13 protein-coding genes are annotated in these 22,849 nt (G+C 48.7%); 10 read left to right on the top strand and 3 right to left on the bottom strand.

Annotated features, from left to right (window positions below):
- The first annotated feature begins 65 nt into the window (after positions 1 to 65).
- The gene (locus DXN05_RS24775) at positions 66 to 221 is read left to right on the top strand and encodes a hypothetical protein (protein WP_158559382.1); all 156 of its coding nucleotides are present in this window, start codon (positions 66 to 68) and stop codon (positions 219 to 221) included.
- A 153-nt stretch (positions 222 to 374) separates the two neighbouring features.
- On the opposite strand, the gene rdgB is transcribed toward DXN05_RS24775, so the two are convergent.
- Entirely contained in the window at positions 375 to 992 is a 618-nt protein-coding gene (gene rdgB / locus DXN05_RS21200) for an RdgB/HAM1 family non-canonical purine NTP pyrophosphatase (RefSeq protein WP_245975268.1), read from the bottom strand.
- Entirely contained in the window at positions 959 to 1,570 is a 612-nt protein-coding gene (locus DXN05_RS21195; protein ID WP_116849306.1) for a hypothetical protein, read from the bottom strand. Before DXN05_RS21195 ends, rdgB begins: the two co-directional genes overlap by 34 nt.
- 12 nt (positions 1,571 to 1,582) lie before the next feature.
- On the opposite strand from DXN05_RS21195, the gene DXN05_RS21190 reads away from it, so the two are divergent.
- The gene (locus tag DXN05_RS21190; protein WP_116849305.1) at positions 1,583 to 2,647 is read left to right on the top strand and encodes a branched-chain amino acid aminotransferase; all 1,065 of its coding nucleotides are present in this window, start codon (positions 1,583 to 1,585) and stop codon (positions 2,645 to 2,647) included.
- Positions 2,648 to 2,807: 160 nt separating this feature from the next.
- Here the strand turns inward: DXN05_RS21190 and DXN05_RS21185 are convergent, their stop codons facing one another.
- The gene (locus DXN05_RS21185) at positions 2,808 to 5,396 is read right to left on the bottom strand and encodes an NACHT domain-containing protein (protein ID WP_147314022.1); all 2,589 of its coding nucleotides are present in this window, start codon (positions 5,394 to 5,396) and stop codon (positions 2,808 to 2,810) included.
- Between the two features lie 385 nt (positions 5,397 to 5,781).
- Here DXN05_RS21185 and DXN05_RS21180 point away from each other — a divergent pair, with 385 nt between their 5' ends.
- From DXN05_RS21180 to DXN05_RS21145, 8 genes are all read left to right on the top strand, one after another.
- Positions 5,782 to 15,669 (top strand): Ig-like domain-containing protein, encoded by a 9,888-nt coding sequence (locus DXN05_RS21180; protein WP_147314020.1) that lies wholly within the window; start codon positions 5,782 to 5,784, stop codon positions 15,667 to 15,669.
- A 4-nt stretch (positions 15,670 to 15,673) separates the two neighbouring features.
- Positions 15,674 to 16,687, top strand: a complete 1,014-nt coding sequence (locus DXN05_RS21175) for a PorP/SprF family type IX secretion system membrane protein (RefSeq protein WP_116849302.1) — start codon at positions 15,674 to 15,676, stop codon at positions 16,685 to 16,687.
- 89 nt (positions 16,688 to 16,776) lie between these two features.
- Positions 16,777 to 18,813, top strand: a complete 2,037-nt coding sequence (locus DXN05_RS21170) for an OmpA family protein (protein WP_158559380.1) — start codon at positions 16,777 to 16,779, stop codon at positions 18,811 to 18,813.
- A gap of 265 nt (positions 18,814 to 19,078) precedes the next feature.
- Positions 19,079 to 19,459, top strand: a complete 381-nt coding sequence (rpsL, locus tag DXN05_RS21165; RefSeq protein ID WP_116849401.1) for a 30S ribosomal protein S12 — start codon at positions 19,079 to 19,081, stop codon at positions 19,457 to 19,459.
- Positions 19,460 to 19,572: 113 nt separating this feature from the next.
- Positions 19,573 to 20,040, top strand: a complete 468-nt coding sequence (gene rpsG / locus DXN05_RS21160) for a 30S ribosomal protein S7 (protein ID WP_116849300.1) — start codon at positions 19,573 to 19,575, stop codon at positions 20,038 to 20,040.
- Between the two features lie 188 nt (positions 20,041 to 20,228).
- The gene (locus tag DXN05_RS21155) at positions 20,229 to 20,930 is read left to right on the top strand and encodes a response regulator transcription factor (RefSeq protein ID WP_116849299.1); all 702 of its coding nucleotides are present in this window, start codon (positions 20,229 to 20,231) and stop codon (positions 20,928 to 20,930) included.
- Positions 20,914 to 22,266 carry a sensor histidine kinase gene (locus DXN05_RS21150; RefSeq protein WP_116849298.1) on the top strand — a complete coding sequence of 451 codons (1,353 nt, stop codon included), beginning with the start codon at positions 20,914 to 20,916 and terminating at the stop codon, positions 22,264 to 22,266. Before DXN05_RS21155 ends, DXN05_RS21150 begins: the two co-directional genes overlap by 17 nt.
- Positions 22,267 to 22,361: 95 nt before the next feature.
- Positions 22,362 to 22,841, top strand: coding sequence for a hypothetical protein (locus DXN05_RS21145; RefSeq protein WP_116849297.1), 480 nt, complete (start codon positions 22,362 to 22,364; stop codon positions 22,839 to 22,841).
- The last annotated feature ends 8 nt before the right edge of the window (positions 22,842 to 22,849 follow it).

Below are 22,849 nucleotides of genomic sequence, written 5' to 3'. Positions count from 1 at the left end.
TAGCGTTAAGCACCTGTTAATGTGCCCCCGGTTTTGCCCCACTGCCGTACGGCAGGAGAGTGTCAATGACAGCAAAAACACCGGGCTACTACAATCCCGATATAGCGCCCGATACGCTCGAAGCCCTGCTGCAGTTCCCGTTTATTGACGATGCACACAACCTGCATTTCGCATCTGACGGGCATGTGTGTTTTGGAGGGCTCGATATTTTTAAAGTATAGCAACGACGATATTTATATGTCCAGTTTTTAACTGGCAACGTCCAATACAGGAAGAGACACAGCCAAATCCTTACTTGACGTTGGTTTATTGAGCTTCAAAGGGCAATTGTTAGTAAAAGATCCGTTACGTCTGTAATGGATCTCTTTTTTGGGCTATACCGCTTTCTTCAAAAAGGCAATCAGCTGCTGCATGGCCTTTGCACGGTGACTGAATTGCTTTTTCTCTTCCACGGTCATTTCCCCAAAAGTGCGGGTATCGCCATCAGGTATAAAAACAGGATCGTAACCAAACCCGCCGTCACCCTTCGGTGCACGGGTAATGACGCCCGGGCAGATGCCTTCAAAAAAATATTCCCTGCCTTCCCACAGCAGCGATATCACTGTTCTGAAGCGTGCCCGGCGGTTGCTTTCACCTTCCAGCTTGTGCAGCAGCTTGTCTACATTGGCCGAAAAATCACGGCCTTCCCCGGCATAGCGGGCACTTTTTACGCCCGGCTCGCCATTCAGCGCCGTTACTTCCAGCCCGGTATCTTCACTAAAGCAATCCTGGTGAACCATGCGGTAAATGGTGGTCGATTTTTCGGTGGCATTGGCCTCCAGCGTATCGTGCGGCTCGGGAATATCAATGTCAATCCCTGCTTCCTTCAGGGTAATGATCGAAAAATCACTGCCTATCACATTGCGTATCTCGGTAACCTTGTTTTCATTGTTGGTGGCAAACACCAGCGTTTTCTGCATCATAAATTGAAGATCTTTTTCAGGCTCAGCCATAATTTGCTCTTTTCCAGCTTGGCTTCAGGAGTAGTGCCCAGCAGCGCGCGCAGGTCGGGCGCAGTTAAAAAAGTGCAGTTGTCAAACTGCTGCACCTGGTAGTGCGGTATATCAAACGCCAGCTTAACCGATGGCGCAGGCACATTAAACAGGAAAAAATAATTCGTTTTGGTTTGCTCCTTAATCTGTTGATAGGTAAAACCGATATGCGCGGTATTCACAATTGCTACATCGGCCAGGTTCAGCTTGCACGCGGCAAGTATCCCGCTTAACAACTGCAGGCTGTCATCGGCCAGGTATACATTTTCAGCATCGTTCACCAGTAAAACAATGCCGCGCGCATTATCGCCCAGGAACCATTTCGATGGCGTAGGCATGGCAACAGGCGGCTTTTCAGGTGCCGGAGCGGTATCGGTTTTCGCCTTGTCAGGGGCAATTTGTTTAAAATTGTCATGCGCTATTAGCGTATCTTTGTATAAAGCGGCCAACAAAGTATCAGGTATTTGAATATTGTCTAAACCGGGCATATTGCTGATATTAACGGTTGTTAGTTTTCTTTTTTTTGTTTCTTTGTACAAATTTATAGTGTTATGATCGATGCTTTAGAAATACCTGTAACCAGGGTGCAGACAAGTAAATTGAAAGATTTTAGTTTTGACAGTCTTCCTTTCGGTAAATATTTTACCGATCACATGCTCGTGGCCGATTGTATTAACGGCGAGTGGAAGAACATTGAAATTAAACCCTACCAGCCCCTGATGCTGGATCCGGCACTTGCGGCGCTGCACTATGGTCAGTCTATTTTTGAAGGCATCAAGGCCTATAAAGATGCTGCAGGCGAAGCGTTTATCTTCCGCCCTTACGATAATTTCAGGCGCTTTAACCAGTCGGCCAGCCGCATGGAAATGCCCGAAGTACCTGAAGAAATCTTCATCGAAGGCATGCGCCAGCTTGTTGAAGTGGAAAAAGACTGGATTCCTGCCAAAGCAGAACATTCACTCTACATCAGGCCATTTATGTTCGCTACCGACGCGGTACTAGGTGTAAAACCTTCTGATACCTATAAGTTCATGATCCTGTTAAGTCCTACAGGCCCTTACTATGCTGCGCCCATGCGTATTTACGTAGAAGAAGTATACACACGTGCCGCACCCGGTGGTGTGGGCAATGCTAAAAATGCCGGCAACTATGGCGGCAGCCTGCGTGCTGCGGTAGAAGCTAAAAATAAAGGCTACGACCAGGTGTTGTGGACAGATGCGCACGAACACAAATGGCTGCAGGAAGTAGGTACCATGAACGTGTTCTTTGTATTCAACGATAAAGTGGTAACCCCATCACTCGAAGAAGGCACCATTCTCGAAGGCGTAACCCGCGACAGCGCTATCACCGTGCTCGGCGAAATGGGCATTAAAGTAGAAGAACGCCGCATCAGCATCGATGAATTGATCGAAGCATACAAGGCAGGCAAACTGAAAGAAGCATTCGGTACCGGTACGGCCGCTACCATTTCTTTGATCAAAGAATTGCGCTACCAGGATTTTGTGATTGAAATCGATCCTGAAAAATGTACTACCGCACACGAACTCAAAGCCAGGCTCACAGCCATTCGCAACAACGAAGTGCCTGACCGGCATGGCTGGATGTTTAAAGTATAAATAACTGATTATTTTTTGTATAGAAAGTTCCGGTGTGCCAGCGCATCGGGACTTTTTTTATGTTGCAGGTGGTGCAATCGTAAGACTGCATTGGTTTTTGGCTAGCAAACGGGAACCGGAAAACAGAGGATATGGGACAATCGTACTTAATCACCAGGATCTATAAAAACTTACTCTTCGGGTAAAAGGAAAACGTTTCCTTCAGGTCGTAGTTAATTTTATCATCGTACTTGTGCGTAAACAACTCTTTGATCTTCTCGTCTGTTTCAAGCACTTTTTCTCTCAGGTTGTTGCTCGCATAAGCATCTTTCAGGATTTTAAAGGCCAGCAGTTTGTAAATGCGCAAACAGTTAAACTGCGATTCGCTGTATACTTCGTTGGCATACTGGATGGCAAGATTGCTGTTTTGTTTTTTCTCGTGCAGTTTCGCCAGTAAAAGTGCAGAGAAGGTGTTCAGCATACTGTCTGCCTCCTGGAAGCTGTTGTTTTTATGGTGCACCAGCTGCAGTATCGATTTTTCGGTAGCTGGCTGCAATCCTTTGCACATCAGTGATGCATACTCGTGCAGCAGCTGCAGGCTCCTGTTCAGGAACTGATAGGCATTGCCGCCGGCGTTAGACAGCTGTTGCTGCAGCATAGCCGATGCGCTGTACAGCCGTTCATAATCTTCAGTATACAATAATGCATGGGTAAGCAGTAACATGCTCAGGTAGTTCAGTTCTGTGTATGGCGCCTGTGTCAGTTGCAGTGCGGCCAGCTCATCAATCAATGCCTGAACAGAATCGTTTTTAAATGAATAACGCGCAAAATCAAGCGTGTACTCCATCAATTTTTCCTGAACAGTAATGGCCGCATTGTTTTCATGACGCGATAACTGCCTGTATTCACGCAGGTACATTTCTGCATTCTGCACTTTCAGCTGCAGCATCGAGTTTACAAACAGCAGGCACAGGAAATTGTGTTTGTATATCTTGTTGTCGCAAATGCGGGCCAGCGTGTACAGCACCTTTTCCTTGTCAACACCGCAGTAGTGATAGTAAATGCCCTGTTCAAAGAATGACTGTATAAAATGATGCTGGCGTTCAAGCGGCACCAGTATTTCATTGCGCTGCTTGTCTGTGTCGGTGAGTTCAACCAGGAATTCGAAATACACAAACTTGTCTTCTTCAGGCATGCGCTGCGCGCAGAAAATTTCTTCAATGGAAGAAAAGTTAAACGATTGCAACAGGTGCAGTAAAAACCATTTCACAATGGATTGCTTCATGTGTGAAAATTCCTCGCTCAGGTAAATACTGTCTATCAAATGCCTGGTTACATTGTACTGCTGTTCTTTCAGCAATACCCAGCTTACAAAATAATTCTCGAGGAACGGGTTGGTAAAATTAATCTTCGGAATAGGAAAGGCCGTGTTACCGTACTCCTTTTCTTCAGTTACGAGGTAATCATCAATCAGCTGGCAAAAAGAAGAGGCGGTAAGTGCATCTTTTACCAGGCTCCATTCTTTCAGTTCAATATTATTCTGTCCGTAAGGCGAAGCTTTCAGTTCCACCATTTTCTCGATAATCTTCGATTTGGTGGAAGTATGTGCATCAAACAGGAAATAATGTTTGATATCTGTTTCAATCAGCTTGTAAATAATCTGTTCCTGCGAACGCTTGCGGGTGAAATTGGTATTGATGAGCGTGCAGAAAATATCGAGGTAGCGCGGGAAGCTGATGAGGTTAATAAAATCGGTGGAGTAGCAGGCAATATCATTTTTATCTACCTGGTGCAGCTGCAGCACCTTCTCTATTTCCGAGAAATTGAATGGCAGCGTATGGTTCTGGTAATTTTCCTGCGGGTAAGAATCATCAATAAAGATACGGTTCATGAAAAACGAGGGATTAAAATAGGCCTGCACCAGCTTTGACCATGCGGTGGGCCGCAGCGACAGGATGATTTTAATCCAGCTGTATTCATTATTGTAGTTAATAAATTCAATGATGTTTGAATAAATCAGCTTCAGTTTGTCTGATGAAAAGGCGCGGTCATCAAAGCCATCGATAATCAGCACCAGCCTGTCTTCCTTGTTTTTTTCTGCTTCCAGCACGGCAATATCATTATACAACAGCCCGAGGTATTTATTAAACCATTCAAACAAAGAATGTTTGTAGGTGGCAATGGTGTGAATCTGGTGAATGTTGATAAAACAGCAAATGTCGTTCGGGTACACGGCTTTGTCATCCAGCCACAGTTTAAGCGCTGAATGCGCAAGACCAATAGACTTGCCTGCGCCCGAAGGGCCAACGATGGGGGCAATGGATTTGCCGGTAAGCAGGAATTTCTGGATAAAGGAGCTCAGTTTTTCGCGCTCGATGGTTTTGGTGAAATGAATACCGGATGAATTTTTCAGTCCCTGAAGTGTGTACTGTGAATGTTTTGTGCACAGCATTCGCAGTTCCTGCCACTTGTTCCCTCCATGCATCTGGCGTTCATTGGGTGCCTGGTTCAGTTCATAAAAGCTGTTCCAGTTCTCATACCCAAGATAAGTGGCAAGTGTGTCGAGTGTGTAAATGGAAAAGTCAAAACTGCGTTTCGCAAACCCAAAAAGCCGTTTCAATGTCGTTTCACTGATGGATTTTTCGGTCTTTGAATAGATGTCGCTCGATAGCACCTTACAATCGGCGGGTAAGAGGTTTTTTTTGCCGAATCGTTCTAAAATTTTGTCTACCAGTGTTTTAAGTAGGTTCTCGTCTAAAAACATTCTCATAATCCTAGGGTTTTTAAGGAAAAAATGATTGGTAATACAGCACTTGTTCAGAGTGAAAGAACTGAATAACGACCGAATAACCCAGTTCTGAATGAAATGAACAAAAACACGAACAGATTACATAGTGAATAGCCCAAATCGAAGGAATATAATGAATACTTATAATTTGTTTATCAGGTTAAATTTGTTAAAAATTCATAAAAAGCCAAGCGTGCAGGATGGAAGCAGGCTTAAAAAACAATGACCCTCTGGCTTTTCTTAATGAACCCTTAATCCAAACATCCTATCTCATACCATCCAATACTCCCATCTATTTGCCTTTTTGTATTAAAAAAATTGCTTATTCAAATAGCCTGGATAACGCTTGTTCAGTTAAAAACTGCTTATGATGAACATTTACCCTGGTCGCTCAAAAAACTTTCGCAAACTGATTGCCTGCGTTTTCATTGCATGCTGTTCATTTGCAGTGAACAACCTGGCGGCACAAACCCAATATCAGCGGGTGTATGCCACCACGCAAACCACCGGTAATTCGGCCTATATCGCCAATGCCGCGCTGGCCGCAGACGGTAACCCGCAAACAGCCTCTACCATTACCCCGCCGCTTCTTTTGTCCAGTGCCTACCAGCAGCTGCGGTTCGCCTCCAATGTACCGGCAGGCACACCTGTTCACTTCAAGGTAGAGCTGGATGGTTCGCTGCTTGCTTTACTGGGTAATTCCGTACTGCGTTTTTACAGCAACAATACTGCACAGGGCGCTGATATTCCGCTCAACAGCGGTCTGCTGGGCCTGCAGCTGCTGAAAGGTACCAACCAGTATGAAATTATTCTTACACCACCGGCGGGTTCAAATGGTATCCGGTTTACCATTAATTCGGTGATTACACTGTCCGGTTCAGTAAAAATATTTGATGCTTATTACAATACTGCTGCCGCCGGCCCGGTAAATTGTGCAGGTGTGGCAGATGAACTGCATGGCGTGGTTGACCCCCTGGGTATTGCAGGGGCCTTAAGCGGCGTAACCAATCCGGCCAATGCCATTGATGGTAATATAAACACTTACTCCACGCTGGCCCCGCTGGTCGGCGCTTTGGAGTATACGCAGCAAACCTTTATTTTCCCCGGTATATCTCAGGCCGGTGATTCAATACGCGTACGTATTTCCCAACCTGCAGCACTGCTCGATGCCAATCTTCTCAGCGATCTGAGCATCGTGGCCTATAACGGAGCAGATAGTGTTGGCGTGTTTAACAGCAGCAATGGCTTGCTGTCGCTCCGGTTACTGGCCGGCGCTACCAACCAGGCCACGTTAAGCTTTGCACCCACGGCTGTGTTCGATCGTGTTCAGGTGCGTTTTGGCGGCGTAGTACAGGCTTTGAACAGCCTGAATATTCATGAAGTGCAGCGCGTTATTCCTGTTCCGGTACTGGCTGCGGCCAGTGTAGCGCCGGTTATCTGCACAGGCGGTACGGTTGCGTTGAATGCCACGGTTCCTGCCGGTGAAACGGTGAACTGGTACAACCCGGATAAAACCCTGGCCACTACAGGCAACGCTTATACCACGCCTGCGCTCAGCGCATCTGCTACTTATTATACTTCCGCATCGCGTACAGGCTGTACCAATACTTCTGATACACTGCCTGTTTATATTGCCGTTAAAACCATACCTGCCGTGCCGGTAGTGGCGGCTGTGAGCACGGTTTGTGCAGGCAAAACCACTACTTTAACGGTTAGCAATCCTGTTGACAGTTTAACCTACAACTGGTATACTGTGCCTGCAGGCGGCGCGCCTGTTCAAACAGGCGTGTCGTTTACAACCCCGGTACTCACAGCAGGTACTACCTATTATGTAGAAGCTTCCAATGGTACCTGCACCAGTCCAACCCGTGCAGCGGTAACCGTGGATGTAAGTACATTGCCAGGCACTGTTGCGGTAGCGCAATCTACCGTTCAGATCTGTGCAGGCAGCACTGCAACCTTCACCGTTCAAACGCCCGGTACTGCCGTTACCTATAACTGGTACGATGCGGCTACAGGCGGCAATCTTGTTGGTACAGGTACCAGCTTTACCACGCCACAGCTTGCTGCCGGTACCACTTATTATGCCCAGGGTATTAATGCGGCCGGTTGCACCAGTACCACACGCACACAGGTGAATGTGGTGGTGAATGCGCTGCCCGTAACACCGGTATTAACCAATGCCAGTGTAAACATCAACCCGGGGCAAACGGCCACTTTTACGGTAAGCAACCCGGCAGACAGTATTTCCTATAAATGGTACAGCACAGCTACCGGTGGTTCTGTATTGCAAACTGGCAACAGTTTTACCACCCCTGCCTTAAGTGCTACTACCAGCTATTATGTAGAAGCTGTGAACAATAACAGCGGATGCACCAGCAGTGCACGTGCGCTGGTTACAGCCAATGTAATAAATGAGGTGGTGTGCGGATATGCTGCTTCGCAATCAGTTACCGGCCTTGGTGTTTGTTTGTTGTGTAATGTGGCAGATGGAGACAATGCCATCGGCAGCGACCTTACCAATTATTCTACCATCACCACTTCGGTAGGTGTGGGCGGTTATGGCCAGCTGTTTAAATTCGGCAATACTTTTTATCCCGGTGATAGTATGAGCTTTGTGCTCGAGGTGCCGGGACAGCTTATCAATGCCAACCTGCTGGGAGGTATTGGTGTGCAAACCTACAGCGGTAACAATGCCAACGGCGATTTCATTATACTCGACAGCGGTGTGGTGCACCTGCAGTTACTGAATGCAGGCAGCAGCAACCTGTTCAGGGCTACGTTGCCGGTTACCAAATCTTTCGACGGCGTAGCTGTTACGCTGCAGGGACTGAATGTATTAAGTCAGCTGAGGATATATGGTGTACAGGCTTATGTTGGTACACCGAAACTCGCTTCTGGTAATGGTTTGATCTATGCAAATGATCAGCAAAGTCCTGTTTATACCGGAGTGCTCTGTGCCTTGTGTGCGGTAGGCAACCCGGTGCTCGCGGTTGATGGTGATACAACTACTTATTCAACTATTACTTCAACGCTGGGTGTTGCCTCAACAGTTGGGCAGCTTCTCAAATTTCCTGGCAGCTTTAATGCAGGCGACAGCATACAGCTCGACCTGGAAATTCCCGGCCAGCTGATTGGTGCCAATGTATTGGGTGGACTTGAACTGGAGACCTATACCAATAATACACCCAATGGTAATCCTATCCGTTTAAATGCCAATACCGTTCGCCTGCAATTGCTGGGCGGTGGTAACAAATTTAAAATAACGGTTGCAGCCAATCATGCATTCAATGGCGCAGTGGTACGTATTGACGGTGTAGCGGCAGTGGCCGGTAACCTGCGGGTATATGATGCCGCAGTTTCCTATAGCAGCCAGAATGTAATAAACGTATGTAACGGCTCATCTGCAACGCTGAATGTCATTATTCCAACCAATGCAACCATTAACTGGTACACCGTTGCAAGCGGCGGTACGCCGGTATTTACAGGCAATAGTTACACAACGCCGCCTGTTACTGCCAATACTACTTTATATATTGAAGCATCACGTTATGGTTGTATAAATCCCAACCGTACACCGGTAAATATTGTGCCCAACGCCATACCGGCAGCACCAACACCCAATGTTACCAGCGCAACTATTTGTCCGGGTGATTCTGTTAAGTTGTATCCCACTGCACCGGCCGGTGTTATCTTCAAATGGTACAGCGCTGCAACCGGTGGTCAGCCAATATATACCGGCGACACCCTTATCGCAAAACCAGCCACAACTACTACTTACTATGTTGAGGCAGTAAACAGTGGTTGTTCAAGTCAAACGCGCACTGCGGTTACTGTTAATGTAAATGCACCTGCTGCCGATGTTGCAGTAAACCCTACTGCTGCCACCATTGGCGTAGGGCAGAGTGCGAGCTTTACGGCTACTTCTTCTACCACCGGAACCGTGTTTAACTGGTATGCACAGGCTACAGGCGGAACGCCGGTGTTTACAGGGCCTACATTTAATACGCCTGCATTAACGGTATCAACCACTTACTACCTCGAAGCGGTAACTCCGGGTAATTGTGTACTGGCAACGCGGCTGGTGGTTCCGGTAACTGTTGCAGGAAGCAATGGTAATCCTGTACCATGTGATGCGGCTACTACGCAAACCAATGGGGTTAGTGCCGGGTTGATTTGCGTTGGTTGCGGCGTGTTCAATCCGTTACTGGCGATAGACAATGATACTACCACCGGTTCTACACTGGCAATTGTTGCCGGTTTGGCCGGCAGTTATGTGCAGCAAACGCTGGGCTTCCCGTTTGCCGGTGATGCGGGTGATACGGTACTCATCAGCATTACATCTCCTGCATCTATTGCCAATGTAAGCGCATTGGGTGGTTTACAAGTGGGCAGCTTTAATGGCGCCACATTCAACAACGATCTAACTACGGTGGGCAGTGGTGCAGCGATTACTGTAAACCTGCTCTTCGGTGGAAATACAGCCATCATCAAATTTGTGCCGCAGCAGGCTTTTGATAAAGTACAGGTGCGGCTTAATTCTGGTCTTGCAGGGCTAATCAACACCGTACAGGTAAACTATGCGCAGCGTATTAAACCCGCAGCCGTGCCTTCTGTCAATAGTCCTGCCGTATGCCAGGGACAGGCGGTTGCGCTCAGTGTTACCGGCAGCCCCAACACAACTTTCAAATGGTATACACAGGCAAGCGGCGGATCTCCATTGTTTGTGGGAAGCAATTTCCAGACACCGGCACTGGACAGCACAACAACCTATTATGTTGAATCGGTAAGTGCTACAGGTTGTGCAGCTGCAAACCGTACACCGGTACAGGTAAGTGTGGGGGCTGCTCCGGCTGCGCCTGCAGTAACCAACAGCACTTTAAGTACCTGCGCGGGCAATACAGCTACTGCCGGTGTGCAGAATCCTGACAACAGCTTTACCTATACCTGGTACACTACAGCAACAGGCGGTACAGCCGTTGCTACCGGTGCATCGTTTACTACCGGTGCTTTAAATAACGATACTACTTTCTATGTACAGGCTTCCAATGCGGGTGGTTGCGTAAGCAGCAGCCGTACACCTGTTCATGTTACTGTAAACAGCCAGTTACCACCGCCGGTAGTGGTGAATGGTAACAGCGCAAATGCCTGCGCCAACAGTGCAGCAACTTTAAGCATACAAAATCCGCAAAGCGGAGTAACCTATAACTGGTACAGTGCTGCTACCGGTGGTGTACTTGTGGCTACAGGCGCCAATTTCACATCACCTGTGGTAACTGCAGATACTGCTTATTATGTAGAAGCAGTGAATGGTACCAATTGTGTAAGTCCGAGAACAGCCGTTGCGATAACCGTAATACCAGCCCCTGCTGCGCCAACCGTAGCAGTAACACCGTCAAGTGCCGCCGTCAATCCCGGCGATCCACTGTCTATGACTGCTACCTCTGTTACGCCCAATGTGTCGTACAACTGGTACCTGCAGCCATCAGGCGGCGTGCCTGTGTTTACGGGCGGCACTTATAGTCCGGCAGGTGGCATCAGCGCTACTACTACCTACTATGTGGAAGCGGTATCCAATACCGGCGGATGTGTGAGCGCCAGAACCCCGGTAACCATAACCGTAAACCCTGGTGTTAACCTTAGTTGTGATGTTGCCACTTCTGAATCTTCTACCAATATCGGCGTGTGCCTGCTGTGTGGTGTAAGCAATCCGGGCGGGGCTGTGGATACGGACAGTACCACATTCTCTACCATTAATGTTACTGCGGGACTGGGCGGTGGATATGAACAAACGCTCATCTTCCCAACGCCAAGCAATACAGGTGATTCCCTTGCCATTCTGCTTGAAGTGCCGCAGAACCTGCTGTCACTGGGCGTGCTCTCTAATATTTACCTGCACACTTTTAACGGTGCAACAGATAATAATGACCAGCTGAATGTTACAGACAATGCAATCATCCGTGTATCTGTAGTGCCGGCCGGAAATAAATTCCTGGTGAAATACAAACCTGCCAGCATATTCGACAGGGTACAGGTAGAATTAACAGGCCTTGCTACTGTAGCCGGTTCTGTGAATATTTACTATGCAAGCCGCCAGGTTGCGCAACCTGTAGTGACAGTGCCAAGCGTTACCATCTGTAGCGGAACAACTGCTACCTTAAATGCTACTGTTTCGGCAGGTGCGCATGTAGAATGGTATGCTGCTCCTGTGGGTGGTACTGCATTGCCGGGTGCCAATACAGATGGTACTGTGTTTACAACACCCGTACTTACTGCCAATACTGTTTACTACGCACAGGCAGTACGTAATGTAAATGGTTGTTACAACCCGAACAGGGTGCCTGTAACCGTGCTCATTAATCCTGCACCAACTGCGCCACCGGTAGTTACAGCCAATGTGGCTGTATGTAGTGGTCAGGCAGCTACCCTGCAAGTGGCTAATGCCGACGCATCTGTTACCTATAATTGGTACACCACAGCAACCGGTGGTACACCTGTTGCTGCAGATACGAGTGTGTTTGTTACCGGTGCGCTTACTGCAAACGCCACTTATTATGTAGAAGCCGTAAACGGTACGGGTTGTTTCAGTCTCACACGCACAGCGGTAAATGTAACCGTGAACGCCCTGCCGGTAACACCTGTGGTGGCTAACAACAATACTGTTATCTGTTCGGGCAGTGTTACACTTGCCATCAGCAATCCCGATCCTGCGGTTACATACAACTGGTACAATGTAGCAAACGGCGGAAGTATTATCGCCACCGGGTCTTCATTTGTTACTCCTGTATTAACGGATACCACTACTTATTATGTTGAAGCCATAAATGCAAGTCAGTGCAGTGCCGGTGCACGCACCATGGTAACTGTAAATGTAAACCCGCTGTTGCCGCCGCCTGCTGTTATCAGCAATGCAGTTGCAGTATGTTCAGGTACTGCGGCCTCGCTGGCTGTGCAGAACCCTGCCGCAGGCACCATCTATAACTGGTATACTACTGCAACCGGCGGAACAGCTGTGCTGGTTGGTGAACAGGTTACAACAGGTCCGTTAACTGCTAATGCTACCTATTATGTTGAAGCCGTGTCTTCAGCTACAGGTTGTGTGAGCAGCAGCCGCACTGCCGTGAACGTTACGGTAAATGCATTACCTGTTTCTCCTGTATTGGCCAATGCCAATGTAAGCACCTGCGCAGGCTCAGCCGTAACACTGAGCATACAGACCCCGGCAGCAGGCACGGTGTATAAATGGTATGATGCCGCCACCAGCGGTACATTGTTGTACACCGGTGAAAACTTTACAACACCGGCATTAACAGCCAGTGCCACTTATTATGTAGAAGCTGCCAATGGCAGCGGATGTATCAGCAGTACACGCACTGTGGCAACGGTTACAGTAAACCAGGTACCCAATATACCGGTAATTGCAACGGGCAGCACCACGTCCATCTGCGCCAACAGCAGCGCTACACTTAGCGTGGCTAACCCAGGCAATGGCGTTGTATACAATTGGTACGATGCAGCTACAGGCGGTAATATGGTTGCAACAGGCAGCACTTTTGCAACTGGTCCGTTAATGCAAACTACCACCTATTATGTTGAAGCAGTTGGCGAAAGCGGCTGTATCAGCGGTGCACGCGCAAGTGTTACGGTAACAGTAAATGCTGTGCCGCTGCCGCCAATAGTAACCGGTAATACCACGGTGTGTGCAAACAGCACAGCTACGCTGGGTATTTTGCTGCCGCAGCCCGGCATTACTTATAACTGGTACGATGTAGCAACCGGCGGTACGCCGCTGTTCTCCGGAACCAGCATTACAACCGGTCCGTTAACAACCAGTGTAACCTATTATGTAGAACCGGTTAATGGTGCCTGCGCTGCGGCTACCCGCACACAGGTTACTGTAACAGTGAATACAAGGCCGGATGCGCCTGTTATTGTCAATACGCCTGTAAGCGTGTGCTCGGGTAAAACAGCTGCGCTGACAGTCTCCAATGTACAGGCCGGCGTTATTTATACCTGGTACGATGCAGCCAGCGGCGGCAATGTGGTAGGTGAAGGGTCTTCATTCACCACCCTGCCGCTCACTGCAAATGTGACCTATTATGCAGAAGCAGGAAACGGTACCTGTACAGCATCTGCACGTACTTCGGTTGACGTTACTGTGAACCCGCTCCCTGCTGTACCGGTAATCGCTTCAGGCAGCACGCTTACTGTATGTAGCGGCACTACTGCCAGCCTGCAGATCAGCAATGCGCAGCCGGGCGTTGTTTACAACTGGTATGATGCGCCGGTTGGCGGCAACCAGGTGTATACCGGTGCCAGTATCACCACGGGTGTATTAAATGCCGATGTGACTTACTATGCAGAAGCAGTAAGTGCTGCCGGATGCACAGGCAGTGCACGCACTGCGGTGGCCATCACGGTGACCACTAAACCAGGTGCGCCTGTTATTGCTTCGGGCAACAATACCAGTGTGTGCAGTGACGCAACTGCGGCCCTTGCTATCAGCGCACCGCAGGCAGGTTATACCTATAACTGGTACGATGCTGCAACCGGCGGCAACCTGGTATTCTCAGGTACGCAGGTAACTACACCTGCACTTACTGCCAACACAACTTATTATGCTGAAGCCGTGAATGGCGCCTGCCAGAGCGATACCCGCTCACAGGTTACCATCACTGTTTCTCCAAGACCGGATATACCTGTTGTAGCAGATGGCGGATCTGTTACCTGTGTACAACAGGCCGGTACCCTTAGCGTAAGTAATGCCCAGTCAGGGTTAACCTATAACTGGTACGATGCTGCCAGCGGCGGTAACCTGGTGGGTACAGGCTCTTCGTTAACTATACCGGGCTTAACGGCAACTGCTACTTATTTTGTTGAAGCATACAATGGTACCTGCCCCAGTGCATCGCGCACCAGCGGTACCATAACCGTAGTGAGCCAGCCGGCACAACCGGTGGTTGCTGCAGGTGGAACCAGTGTGTGCACAGGTGCTCCTACTGTGTTAAATGTCAGCAACCCGCAAACAGGTATCACCTACAACTGGTACGATGCGGCTGCAGGCGGCAACCTGCTGTCCAGTGGCAGCAGTTTTACCACAGGTGCTATTACAGCGGCTGCCAGTTACTATGTTGAGGCCAGCGTAAACAGCGGTTGCCGTTCTGCAAGAACAGAAGCACAGATCACTGTTACGCCGCCGCCTGCCGTACCTGCTGTTGCAGCTGCTGATGTGAATACCTGTGCAAATGCAGGTGCACTGGTTCAGGTGGAAAATCCGCAGTCTGGTTATACGTATAACTGGTACAATGTGGCCATGGGTGGCACACCTTTGTACACCGGGCCTAACTACGCTGTTACTGCTGTAACCGGCAATACGGTGTACTATGTAGAAGCTGTGAATCCGAATGGTTGTGCCAGCGTGGCGCGTGCTTCGGTGAATGTAAATATTGTTCCTGCGCTTGCAACACCGGTAGTGAGCAACAGTTCGCCCATTGTTTGTCCGGGTTCAACGGTTACGTTAACAGCCAGCAGTCCGGGTGCCACAGGGTATAGCTGGTACGCATCTGCGGCCGGCGGTACTGTTATTGCGTCGGGCAGCAGCTTTACTACGGGTGCTATTACTTCAGATACTTCTTTCTATGTGGTGGCCAACAACAGCAACGGTTGCAACAGTGCAGTGGCACAAGCTGCCGTTACGGTAAGAAAACCATTGCCAGTGCCTGTGATCAGCGTTGCGGGTACTACGGCTACTTCAGTAATATTCGCGTGGACAGCAGTACCGGGTGCAACAGGCTACCAGGTATCAACAGACAGCGGTGCCACTTTCACACAGCCCAGCTCAGGGCCCAACGGGTTAACCCATACCATCAGCGGTTTGCAGCCTAACCAGTCTGTTTACCTCACCGTGCGTGCATTGGGCAATACCGATTGTGAAACAGGTGTGTGGGCAACGCCGCTGAAAGGCACAGCTGCCAACCCGCTGGGTGATGATGTGTTTATGCCAAACTCATTTACACCGAACAGCGATGGTAAAAACGACTATTTCAAACCATACGGTAACAATATTGCCAGCTTTGAACTCTACATTTTCACCCAGTTTGGCTCCGAAGTATACCATTCATCTGATACACGGGGATGGGATGGCAGAGGCAATGGCCAGATAGAACCTGTTGGTGTGTACATCTATGTTGTGAAAATCAAACTCAACAACGGTACCACTATCAGCAAAAAAGGTGACGTCAACTTAATAAGATAATACTATGAAAAAAATTGCAACATCCTGGATACTGTCATTGTGCTGTATCCTGTCAGCTTCCCACGTGAGTGCCCAGGTTGACCCGCATTTTACGCAATACTTTGCCTACCCGTTGTGGTTAAACCCGGCGCTGGCAGGCGTTATGGATGGTGACTACAGGGTATCGGCCAACTACCGTAACCAATGGAGTAATATCGGCAGCGGCTATTCATCAGTAGGTGCTTCAGGTGAGTTTGCCACTGATAAAAACATGAACCTCGGTTTGAATATCATGAACCAGACTGCAGGTAACGGCGGTTACAATTACCTGAACGCCTATGCAAGTTTTGCTTACACCGGTATCCGCTTCGGCTCGCAGGGTTACCAGCGTTTGTCGCTGGGTATACAGGCCGGTTTGCTGAACAGGCGTATCGATCCTTCCAAGCTGCAGTTTGGTGACCAATGGAACCCGGTAACAGGGTACAATCCCAATAACCCCACCAGCGAGGTGATCACCAATTCCAATTATTCGCATTTTGATGCAGGTGCGGGTGCAGTGTTTTATGATGGCGACCCCAACAAAAAGGTCAATGCCTATATCGGTGGCTCTGCTTTTCATTTAACACGCCCTGATGATCCGTTCCTGTCTGAAAGTAAAGAGAAACAAAAACTACCCATCCGCTGGGATATACATGGCGGCTTGCGTATCGCAGTGTCTGACAATATCAGCCTGTCGCCCAACTTCCTGTACATGCGCCAGGGTGGTGCAGATGCCTCATCTGTAGGTTTGTACAGTGCTATCAAGGCCAATACATTTACCGATCTGTTCCTCGGCTGCGATGTGCGTTTTCACGATGCAGTGGCGCCGTATGTGGGCTTTCGTTACCAGAACCTGCAGCTGGGCATGAACTATGATATCAGCACTACCAAACTTGGTTCGCTGGCAGGTTCTACCCACTCGTTTGAAATATCGATTTCTTTCATCGGCCGCAAACCCAGGCAGTTTCCGCAGGAAAACTTTGTATGCCCGCGCCTGTAGCCCATTGCTGTTACGGCAGGCAGCTGCGCCGCGTTATGTATTCAACCACAGGCCGCTTTACTGAATGTACACATATGAAACCTATAAAATTGAAACCAACAGTCCAGTATCTGATGCTCGCATTGCTTATTGGTTGCGTACTGCCCGCAAGCGCGCAGTACGTGGTGGATTTTAAGCGCACAGCCGACATCTATTTTGAAAAAGGCGATTACTATACTGCTGCACAGTATTATGAAAAATACCTTACTGCAAGGCAGATTAACCTTGGGAGCTCGCAATTTCTGCCCTATACCTTTCACCAGAAAAAAGCGAAGCCTACTTCCAAAAAAGAAATAGGCGACAATACAGCTGTTATTTACCGTCTTGCAGAATCCTACCGCCTGTACAACGATTTCAGCAGCGCAGGTCACTGGTATGAAGAAGCACTGAAACGCGATTCAACCGGTGTGCCGCTGGCCAGGTACTGGTACGGGGTATGCCTGCGTGCCGATACCAAATATGCAGAAGCCGAAAAAGAACTGAACCGTTTTTTAACAGAATACAAGCAAAACGATGACTACGCCGACAAAGCCCGGAAAGAACTGGCCAACTGCCGGTTTATCCAGGAACAGTTTGCCAGCAAAAGCAAGAATAAATACAAGATGCGCAGGCTGAACAGTTTTATTAACCAGGGTGGCGCCAACTATGCACCCATCTGGGCCAATAACACTACGCTCATGTTTACTTCGTCGCGGCCCGACAGCGCAAAAGTGAAGGGCGCCAATAAAAATCCCTATGTTAATTCCCTGTATAAAACACTGATTGTTCGCGATACCATTATGGGTACTGTAGAAAAGGTAAAAGTGAAAGACACCCGCGAAACGCAGCAGGGTGTAGCGACCCTTTCGTACGACGGTAAAAAAATGTTCCTCACCCGCTGGGTAACGCAGGATGGCCGTAACATCGGCGCCCTGTACAGCAGCACCTGGAACGGTACCGAATGGGCTGAGCCTGAAAAACTCAGCGCCCTGATCAATGTACAGGGCTACAGCACAGAACAGCCCTTTGTTACCTCAGATGGCAAGTACCTCATATTTGCCTCTGACAGGCCCGGGGGCGCCGGCAAATATGATTTATGGTACTGTACCCTCGACGCATCGGGCAATCCCGGCGCGCCGGTTAATATGGGCACAACCATCAATACCCGGGATGATGAAAATGCACCCTACTATCACGAGGGTACCCAAACCCTGGTCTTCTCCAGCAATGGAAGGGTAGGTATGGGCGGGTACGATCTGTTTGCCAGTAAAGGCGATTTCTCTTCCTGGGAAGAACCCAGAAATCTCGGTTTCCCCGTAAATTCCACCAAAGACGATATTTATTTCACCAGCCACGATACCAAATACCTGCTGAAAGACGCCTATTTCAGCTCAGACAGGAGTTCGGTGTGCTGTCTCGAATTGTTTAACCTGCGCAGGCCTAACCGCGAAGTGAGCGGCAAAGTGTTGGACTGTGCTACCCAGGCACCGCTGGTAGGCGCGAGCGTTAACGTGGTAGATACCGTGCAGAACAAGATCATTTATACCCAGAGCATCGATGCAACCGGCAGCTACACTTTCGAGCTGGAAGATGTGCGGCCACTGAAGGTAGTGGCTACCAAAAACCACTATCTTACCGGTTATGTAATGCTGACCAATCCGGGGGAAGAGTTGGGAATGGATACGCTGATCAGCCCCACTTTATGCCTGAATCATGAAGATACCGCCAAGCCTTACCCGGTTAACCGGCCGGTGGTAATGAAAAATATCTTCTATGATTTTAATAAATCCACCCTGCGGCCCGAATCGTACCCGGTGCTTGATACCCTGGCTGCTGTAATGCGCATGTATCCCAATATGGAAATTGAAATGAGTGCCCATACCGACAGCAAGGGAACCGACCAGTACAACCTGAAACTGTCTGCCGCCAGGGCACAGTCGTGCGTGGATTACCTGGTTAAAACAGCCAAAATAGAGGAAGCCCGTATTCACAGCAAGGGATTTGGCGAGTGCTGCCCCATAGCGCCCAATACCAAACCGAATGGTGCCGACAACCCCGACGGAAGGGCCCTGAACAGGCGAACCGAGCTAAAAGTGCTGCATTATTAAAAATAATTGCCGGGCGCCGGCAATACCTGCAAGTATCCCGCGGGCGTTCGCCCGCGGGATACTTTTTAGATTGAAAAACAGATCATTATATAAAATCGGGGATAAATCCCGGAAGAAAACTTATTTTTGAACATTCGCGCAAAGTGTTGGTTGATAAACCGGCAGACATTAAATTTTTCAGGAAAAGACAGGTTTTTTTATATTTTTTTGGAATTTGTTGCAGCCAGTGCTACCTTTGCCGTCCCAAAATTTTAATCGGTTCATAATGCCTACAATACAGCAATTAGTAAGAAAAGGTCGTGAGATCATCAAGGCAAAAAGCAAATCAAGGGCTTTGGATGCTTGTCCGCAACGTCGCGGCGTTTGTACAAGGGTGTATACAACTACTCCTAAAAAGCCTAACTCAGCTTTGCGTAAAGTTGCCAAAGTGCGTTTGACAAACAAAGTGGAAGTTATCGCTTATATCCCTGGTGAAGGTCACAACCTGCAGGAACACTCAATCGTGTTAATCCGTGGTGGTCGTGTTAAAGACTTACCCGGTGTACGTTATCATATCGTTCGTGGTAGCCTGGATACCGCTGGTGTGAAAGATCGTAAAAAGAGCCGTTCTAAATACGGTACTAAAAAAGAAAAACCGAAAAAATAGTCCGTTAATACTGCCTGTTTATTTCATTTGTAGTGTTACGGATGAAAGCGGGTTCGCCCGCAAAGCGGCAGCATAAAGGATCTTTACTATAAAATCTTTAATGCAAGAATACAATGCGTAAAGCACAAGCAAAAAAGCTTCCATTGGCTCCCGATGGTCGTTTCAACGATAAAGCAGTTACCCGTTTTGTGAACAACTTAATGTGGGACGGTAAAAAAAGTGCTGCTATCATCATCTTCTACGACGCAATTGACAAAGTGAGCAAAATCACTAACGAAGATGGTTATGAAATCTGGAAAAAAGCATTAAACAACGTTACACCTGCCGTAGAAGTACGCAGCCGTCGTATCGGTGGTGCTACCTTCCAGATCCCTACAGAAGTTCGTCCTGACCGTAAAATTTCACTGAGCATGAAATGGTTGATCCGTTACAGCCGTGAAAGAAATGGTCGTACAATGGCCGACAAACTGGCAAACGAAATCATCGCAGCCAGCAAAGGTGAAGGCGCTGCCTTCAAAAAGAAAGAAGATACGCACCGTATGGCTGAAGCCAACAAAGCGTTCTCTCACTTCAGAATCTAAGTCCTATAAGGTCTTACAACTTTACTATATTGCCAACAGCCCCGTTTCCGGGGCTGTTTTGTTATGTCCGGAGAAGCGCGCAGGAAGGTGGAGCCGCATTAACAGTAAACGTTAAACTTTTAACATAAAAGCGCCTTTCGCTACCCAACCGCGCCAACTTTGCAATGCGCTGCTTAATTTGGTTGCCTATGAACATCCTGCTGGTTGAAGACGAATCTGCTGTTGCCTCCTTTATTCAGCGTGGCCTGCTCGAAGCCGGTCACCAGGTAGCGCTGGCCATGGATGGCAACACCGGCCTTCAAATGGCGCTGGCACATACTTTTGACCTGCTGCTGCTCGATGTAATGCTTCCCGGCATCAATGGCATAGAACTGTGCCGCAGTTTCCGCACACAAAACACACAAACACCGGTGCTCATGCTCACCGCCCTTAGCGCTACAGAAAATGTGGTGAACGGGCTCGATAGCGGGGCCGATGATTACCTGGTAAAGCCCTTTAAGCTGGCTGAACTGCTGGCCCGCATCCGCTCACTTGCACGCAGAAGCGGACAGCCGGGCACACCAGCTGCCAATATGCTGCAACTGGCAGACCTGCAGGTTGATCTCGATGGCAAAACCGTACAGCGCAATGGCCGTTCCATCACCCTCACCGCCACTGAATTCCGCCTGCTGGTATACCTGCTGCAAAACAAAAAGCGTGTGCTCAACCGCATGGAAATCCTCGAAAATGTGTGGGATGTAAATTTTGACATGGGCACCAATGTGGTGGATGTATACGTGAATTATCTGCGCCGTAAAATTGACAAGCATTTCAGTCCCAAACTAATACACACCGTGGTAGGCATGGGCTATGTACTGAAAGAGGTATACGATCATGAAGATTCAAATTAAAATAACCCTGCTGTTTACCCTGCTGGCAGTTGCCATTATCCTGCTGCTGAGCGGGGCTGTATACTATTTCGCCAATCGTTACTCTTTCCGCGACTTTTATAAACGTCTCGAAATACGCGCCATTATAGCCGCCAAAGCCAATCTCGACAGCGATGTAAACAATGTGTCGCTGTACAACGAAATAAGGAAAGAGCACCTCGAACGCCTGCCGGCAGAGCAGGAATACATTGTGGCACTTGACAGCTTAACCAAACACTCCCTGCAGTTTCCGCAGCAGTTATACAAACAAACCCTTGCTGAGGAAAAGGCATTTTACCGCAAGGGCGACCTGTTTTATGCTTCCCTGCTGTATCCCGAGAAAAATCCCACGCACATGGTGGTGATTGCAGCCAAAAATGAATACAGCAGCCAGCAGCTGAGCAACCTGCGCAATATCCTGCTCACGGGATTGGGCGTAGCCATTATCGCCGCTGCCTCGGTAGGCTGGCTGTTTTCGAACGAGGTACTGAAGCCGATACGGAATATCAGCCGCCAGGTAAATGATATTAACACGCACAACCTGCACCTGCGCCTGGAAACAGACAATCGCAACCGCGACGAAATATGTGCGCTGGCCGAGACTTTTAACGACATGCTTAACCGCCTGGAGACTTCTTTTGATACGCAGCGCAATTTTGTGAGCAATGCCTCGCACGAGCTGCGAACGCCCCTGACAGCCATTATCGGCGAAACAGAGCTGGCCCTTGCCAAATCGCGCGATGAAGCGCAGTACAGGGCAGCTTTGGGCATTATTCTGAAAGAAGCCGAGCGCCTGAACCACATTACCACCTCGCTGTTAAGCCTGGCGCAAACCGGCTTTAATGGCCAGAAACTGCAGCTTGAACCGGTAAGGGTAGATGAACTGCTACTTTCGGTGCAGGAGGCCGTACACAAAATTTATCCCAACCGCCTGCATATTGATTACAGCCTGATGCCGGAAGATGATACCAAATTAACCACAGTGGGCAACCACCAGTTGCTGAACCTGGCCATCAGCAATATCGTGCTCAACGGCTGCAAATACTCCGGCAGCGGCAAGCCTGTAATGCTGGCGCTCACGGCCACGCGTGAAAATATCCTCATCATTGTAAAAGACCAGGGCATCGGTATTCCTGAAAAAGAATTGCGGTTTATTTTTGATCCGTTTTTCAGGGCATCTAATTCATTGTCATTCAAGGGTTATGGTATTGGTTTGCCGCTTACCCGCAACATTTTACGCATGCATCACGGCGATATAGCTGTAAGCTCGGTAGAAAACCAGGGCACCATTGTGCAGGTTACCCTGCCTATTGCATGAGGAACAGAAAAACTACATTCTAATCTCTTTCTAATCTCTCTCTAAAGCCATTCTAATAAGTGCGCCGGAAACTTGTATTCTAAAATAGAAACAGGATGAAACGCATTGTAATACCAACAGATTTTACCATTGGCTCGCTGCAGCTGGTGGGCGAGGTGGCAGCGCATTTTCCCGGCAGCCGGTTACACATTACGTTACTGCATGGCATGGAAATGCCTACAGGTATTCTCGACCTGCTGTTCCTGGGTAAACGCAACGAACACAACGAAATGGTAACCCCGGCATTTGCCAATGCCTGTCAAATCATAGAAAACAAATATGCATCAGTACTGGAGCAATTAACAGTGCAGTTTGTGTATGGCAACAACCGCAGGGTAGTGCAGCATTTTTTGGACGCAAACGATATCGGGCTGGTGGTGTTGCCTTCGGATGGTCTGAAACCTATGGCCGATCCGCAAAGCGTTGACCTGGCTGCATTGCTGAAAAAATGCCGCGTACCGGTGTTGGAACTGCCTGTAAAAACCGCAGCCGCAAAAGAAAAAGTATTGCTGGCCGATTTGCTGCTGGCCGGCTAATTCATTGA

Source organism: Deminuibacter soli, from assembly GCF_003412455.1.
GTDB classification, from domain to species: Bacteria; Bacteroidota; Bacteroidia; order Chitinophagales; family Chitinophagaceae; genus Deminuibacter; species Deminuibacter soli.
The sequence above is the reverse complement of the archived record's forward strand: the minus strand, read 5'-3'. Positions and strand labels throughout refer to the sequence as shown.

Excerpts from the sequence above, each read along its gene's own strand:
- rpsL (WP_116849401.1), top strand. The coding sequence starts at position 19,079 with ATGCCTACAATACAGCAATTAGTAAGAAAAGGTCGTGAGATCATCAAG.
- rdgB (WP_245975268.1), bottom strand. The coding sequence starts at position 992 with ATGGCTGAGCCTGAAAAAGATCTTCAATTTATGATGCAGAAAACGCTG.
- DXN05_RS21180 (WP_147314020.1), top strand. The coding sequence starts at position 5,782 with ATGATGAACATTTACCCTGGTCGCTCAAAAAACTTTCGCAAACTGATT.
- DXN05_RS21145 (WP_116849297.1), top strand. The coding sequence starts at position 22,362 with ATGAAACGCATTGTAATACCAACAGATTTTACCATTGGCTCGCTGCAG.
- DXN05_RS21155 (WP_116849299.1), top strand. The coding sequence starts at position 20,229 with ATGAACATCCTGCTGGTTGAAGACGAATCTGCTGTTGCCTCCTTTATT.
- DXN05_RS21190 (WP_116849305.1), top strand. The coding sequence starts at position 1,583 with ATGATCGATGCTTTAGAAATACCTGTAACCAGGGTGCAGACAAGTAAA.
- DXN05_RS21150 (WP_116849298.1), top strand. The coding sequence starts at position 20,914 with ATGAAGATTCAAATTAAAATAACCCTGCTGTTTACCCTGCTGGCAGTT.
- DXN05_RS21185 (WP_147314022.1), bottom strand. The coding sequence starts at position 5,396 with ATGAGAATGTTTTTAGACGAGAACCTACTTAAAACACTGGTAGACAAA.
- DXN05_RS21175 (WP_116849302.1), top strand. The coding sequence starts at position 15,674 with ATGAAAAAAATTGCAACATCCTGGATACTGTCATTGTGCTGTATCCTG.
- DXN05_RS24775 (WP_158559382.1), top strand. The coding sequence starts at position 66 with ATGACAGCAAAAACACCGGGCTACTACAATCCCGATATAGCGCCCGAT.
- rpsG (WP_116849300.1), top strand. The coding sequence starts at position 19,573 with ATGCGTAAAGCACAAGCAAAAAAGCTTCCATTGGCTCCCGATGGTCGT.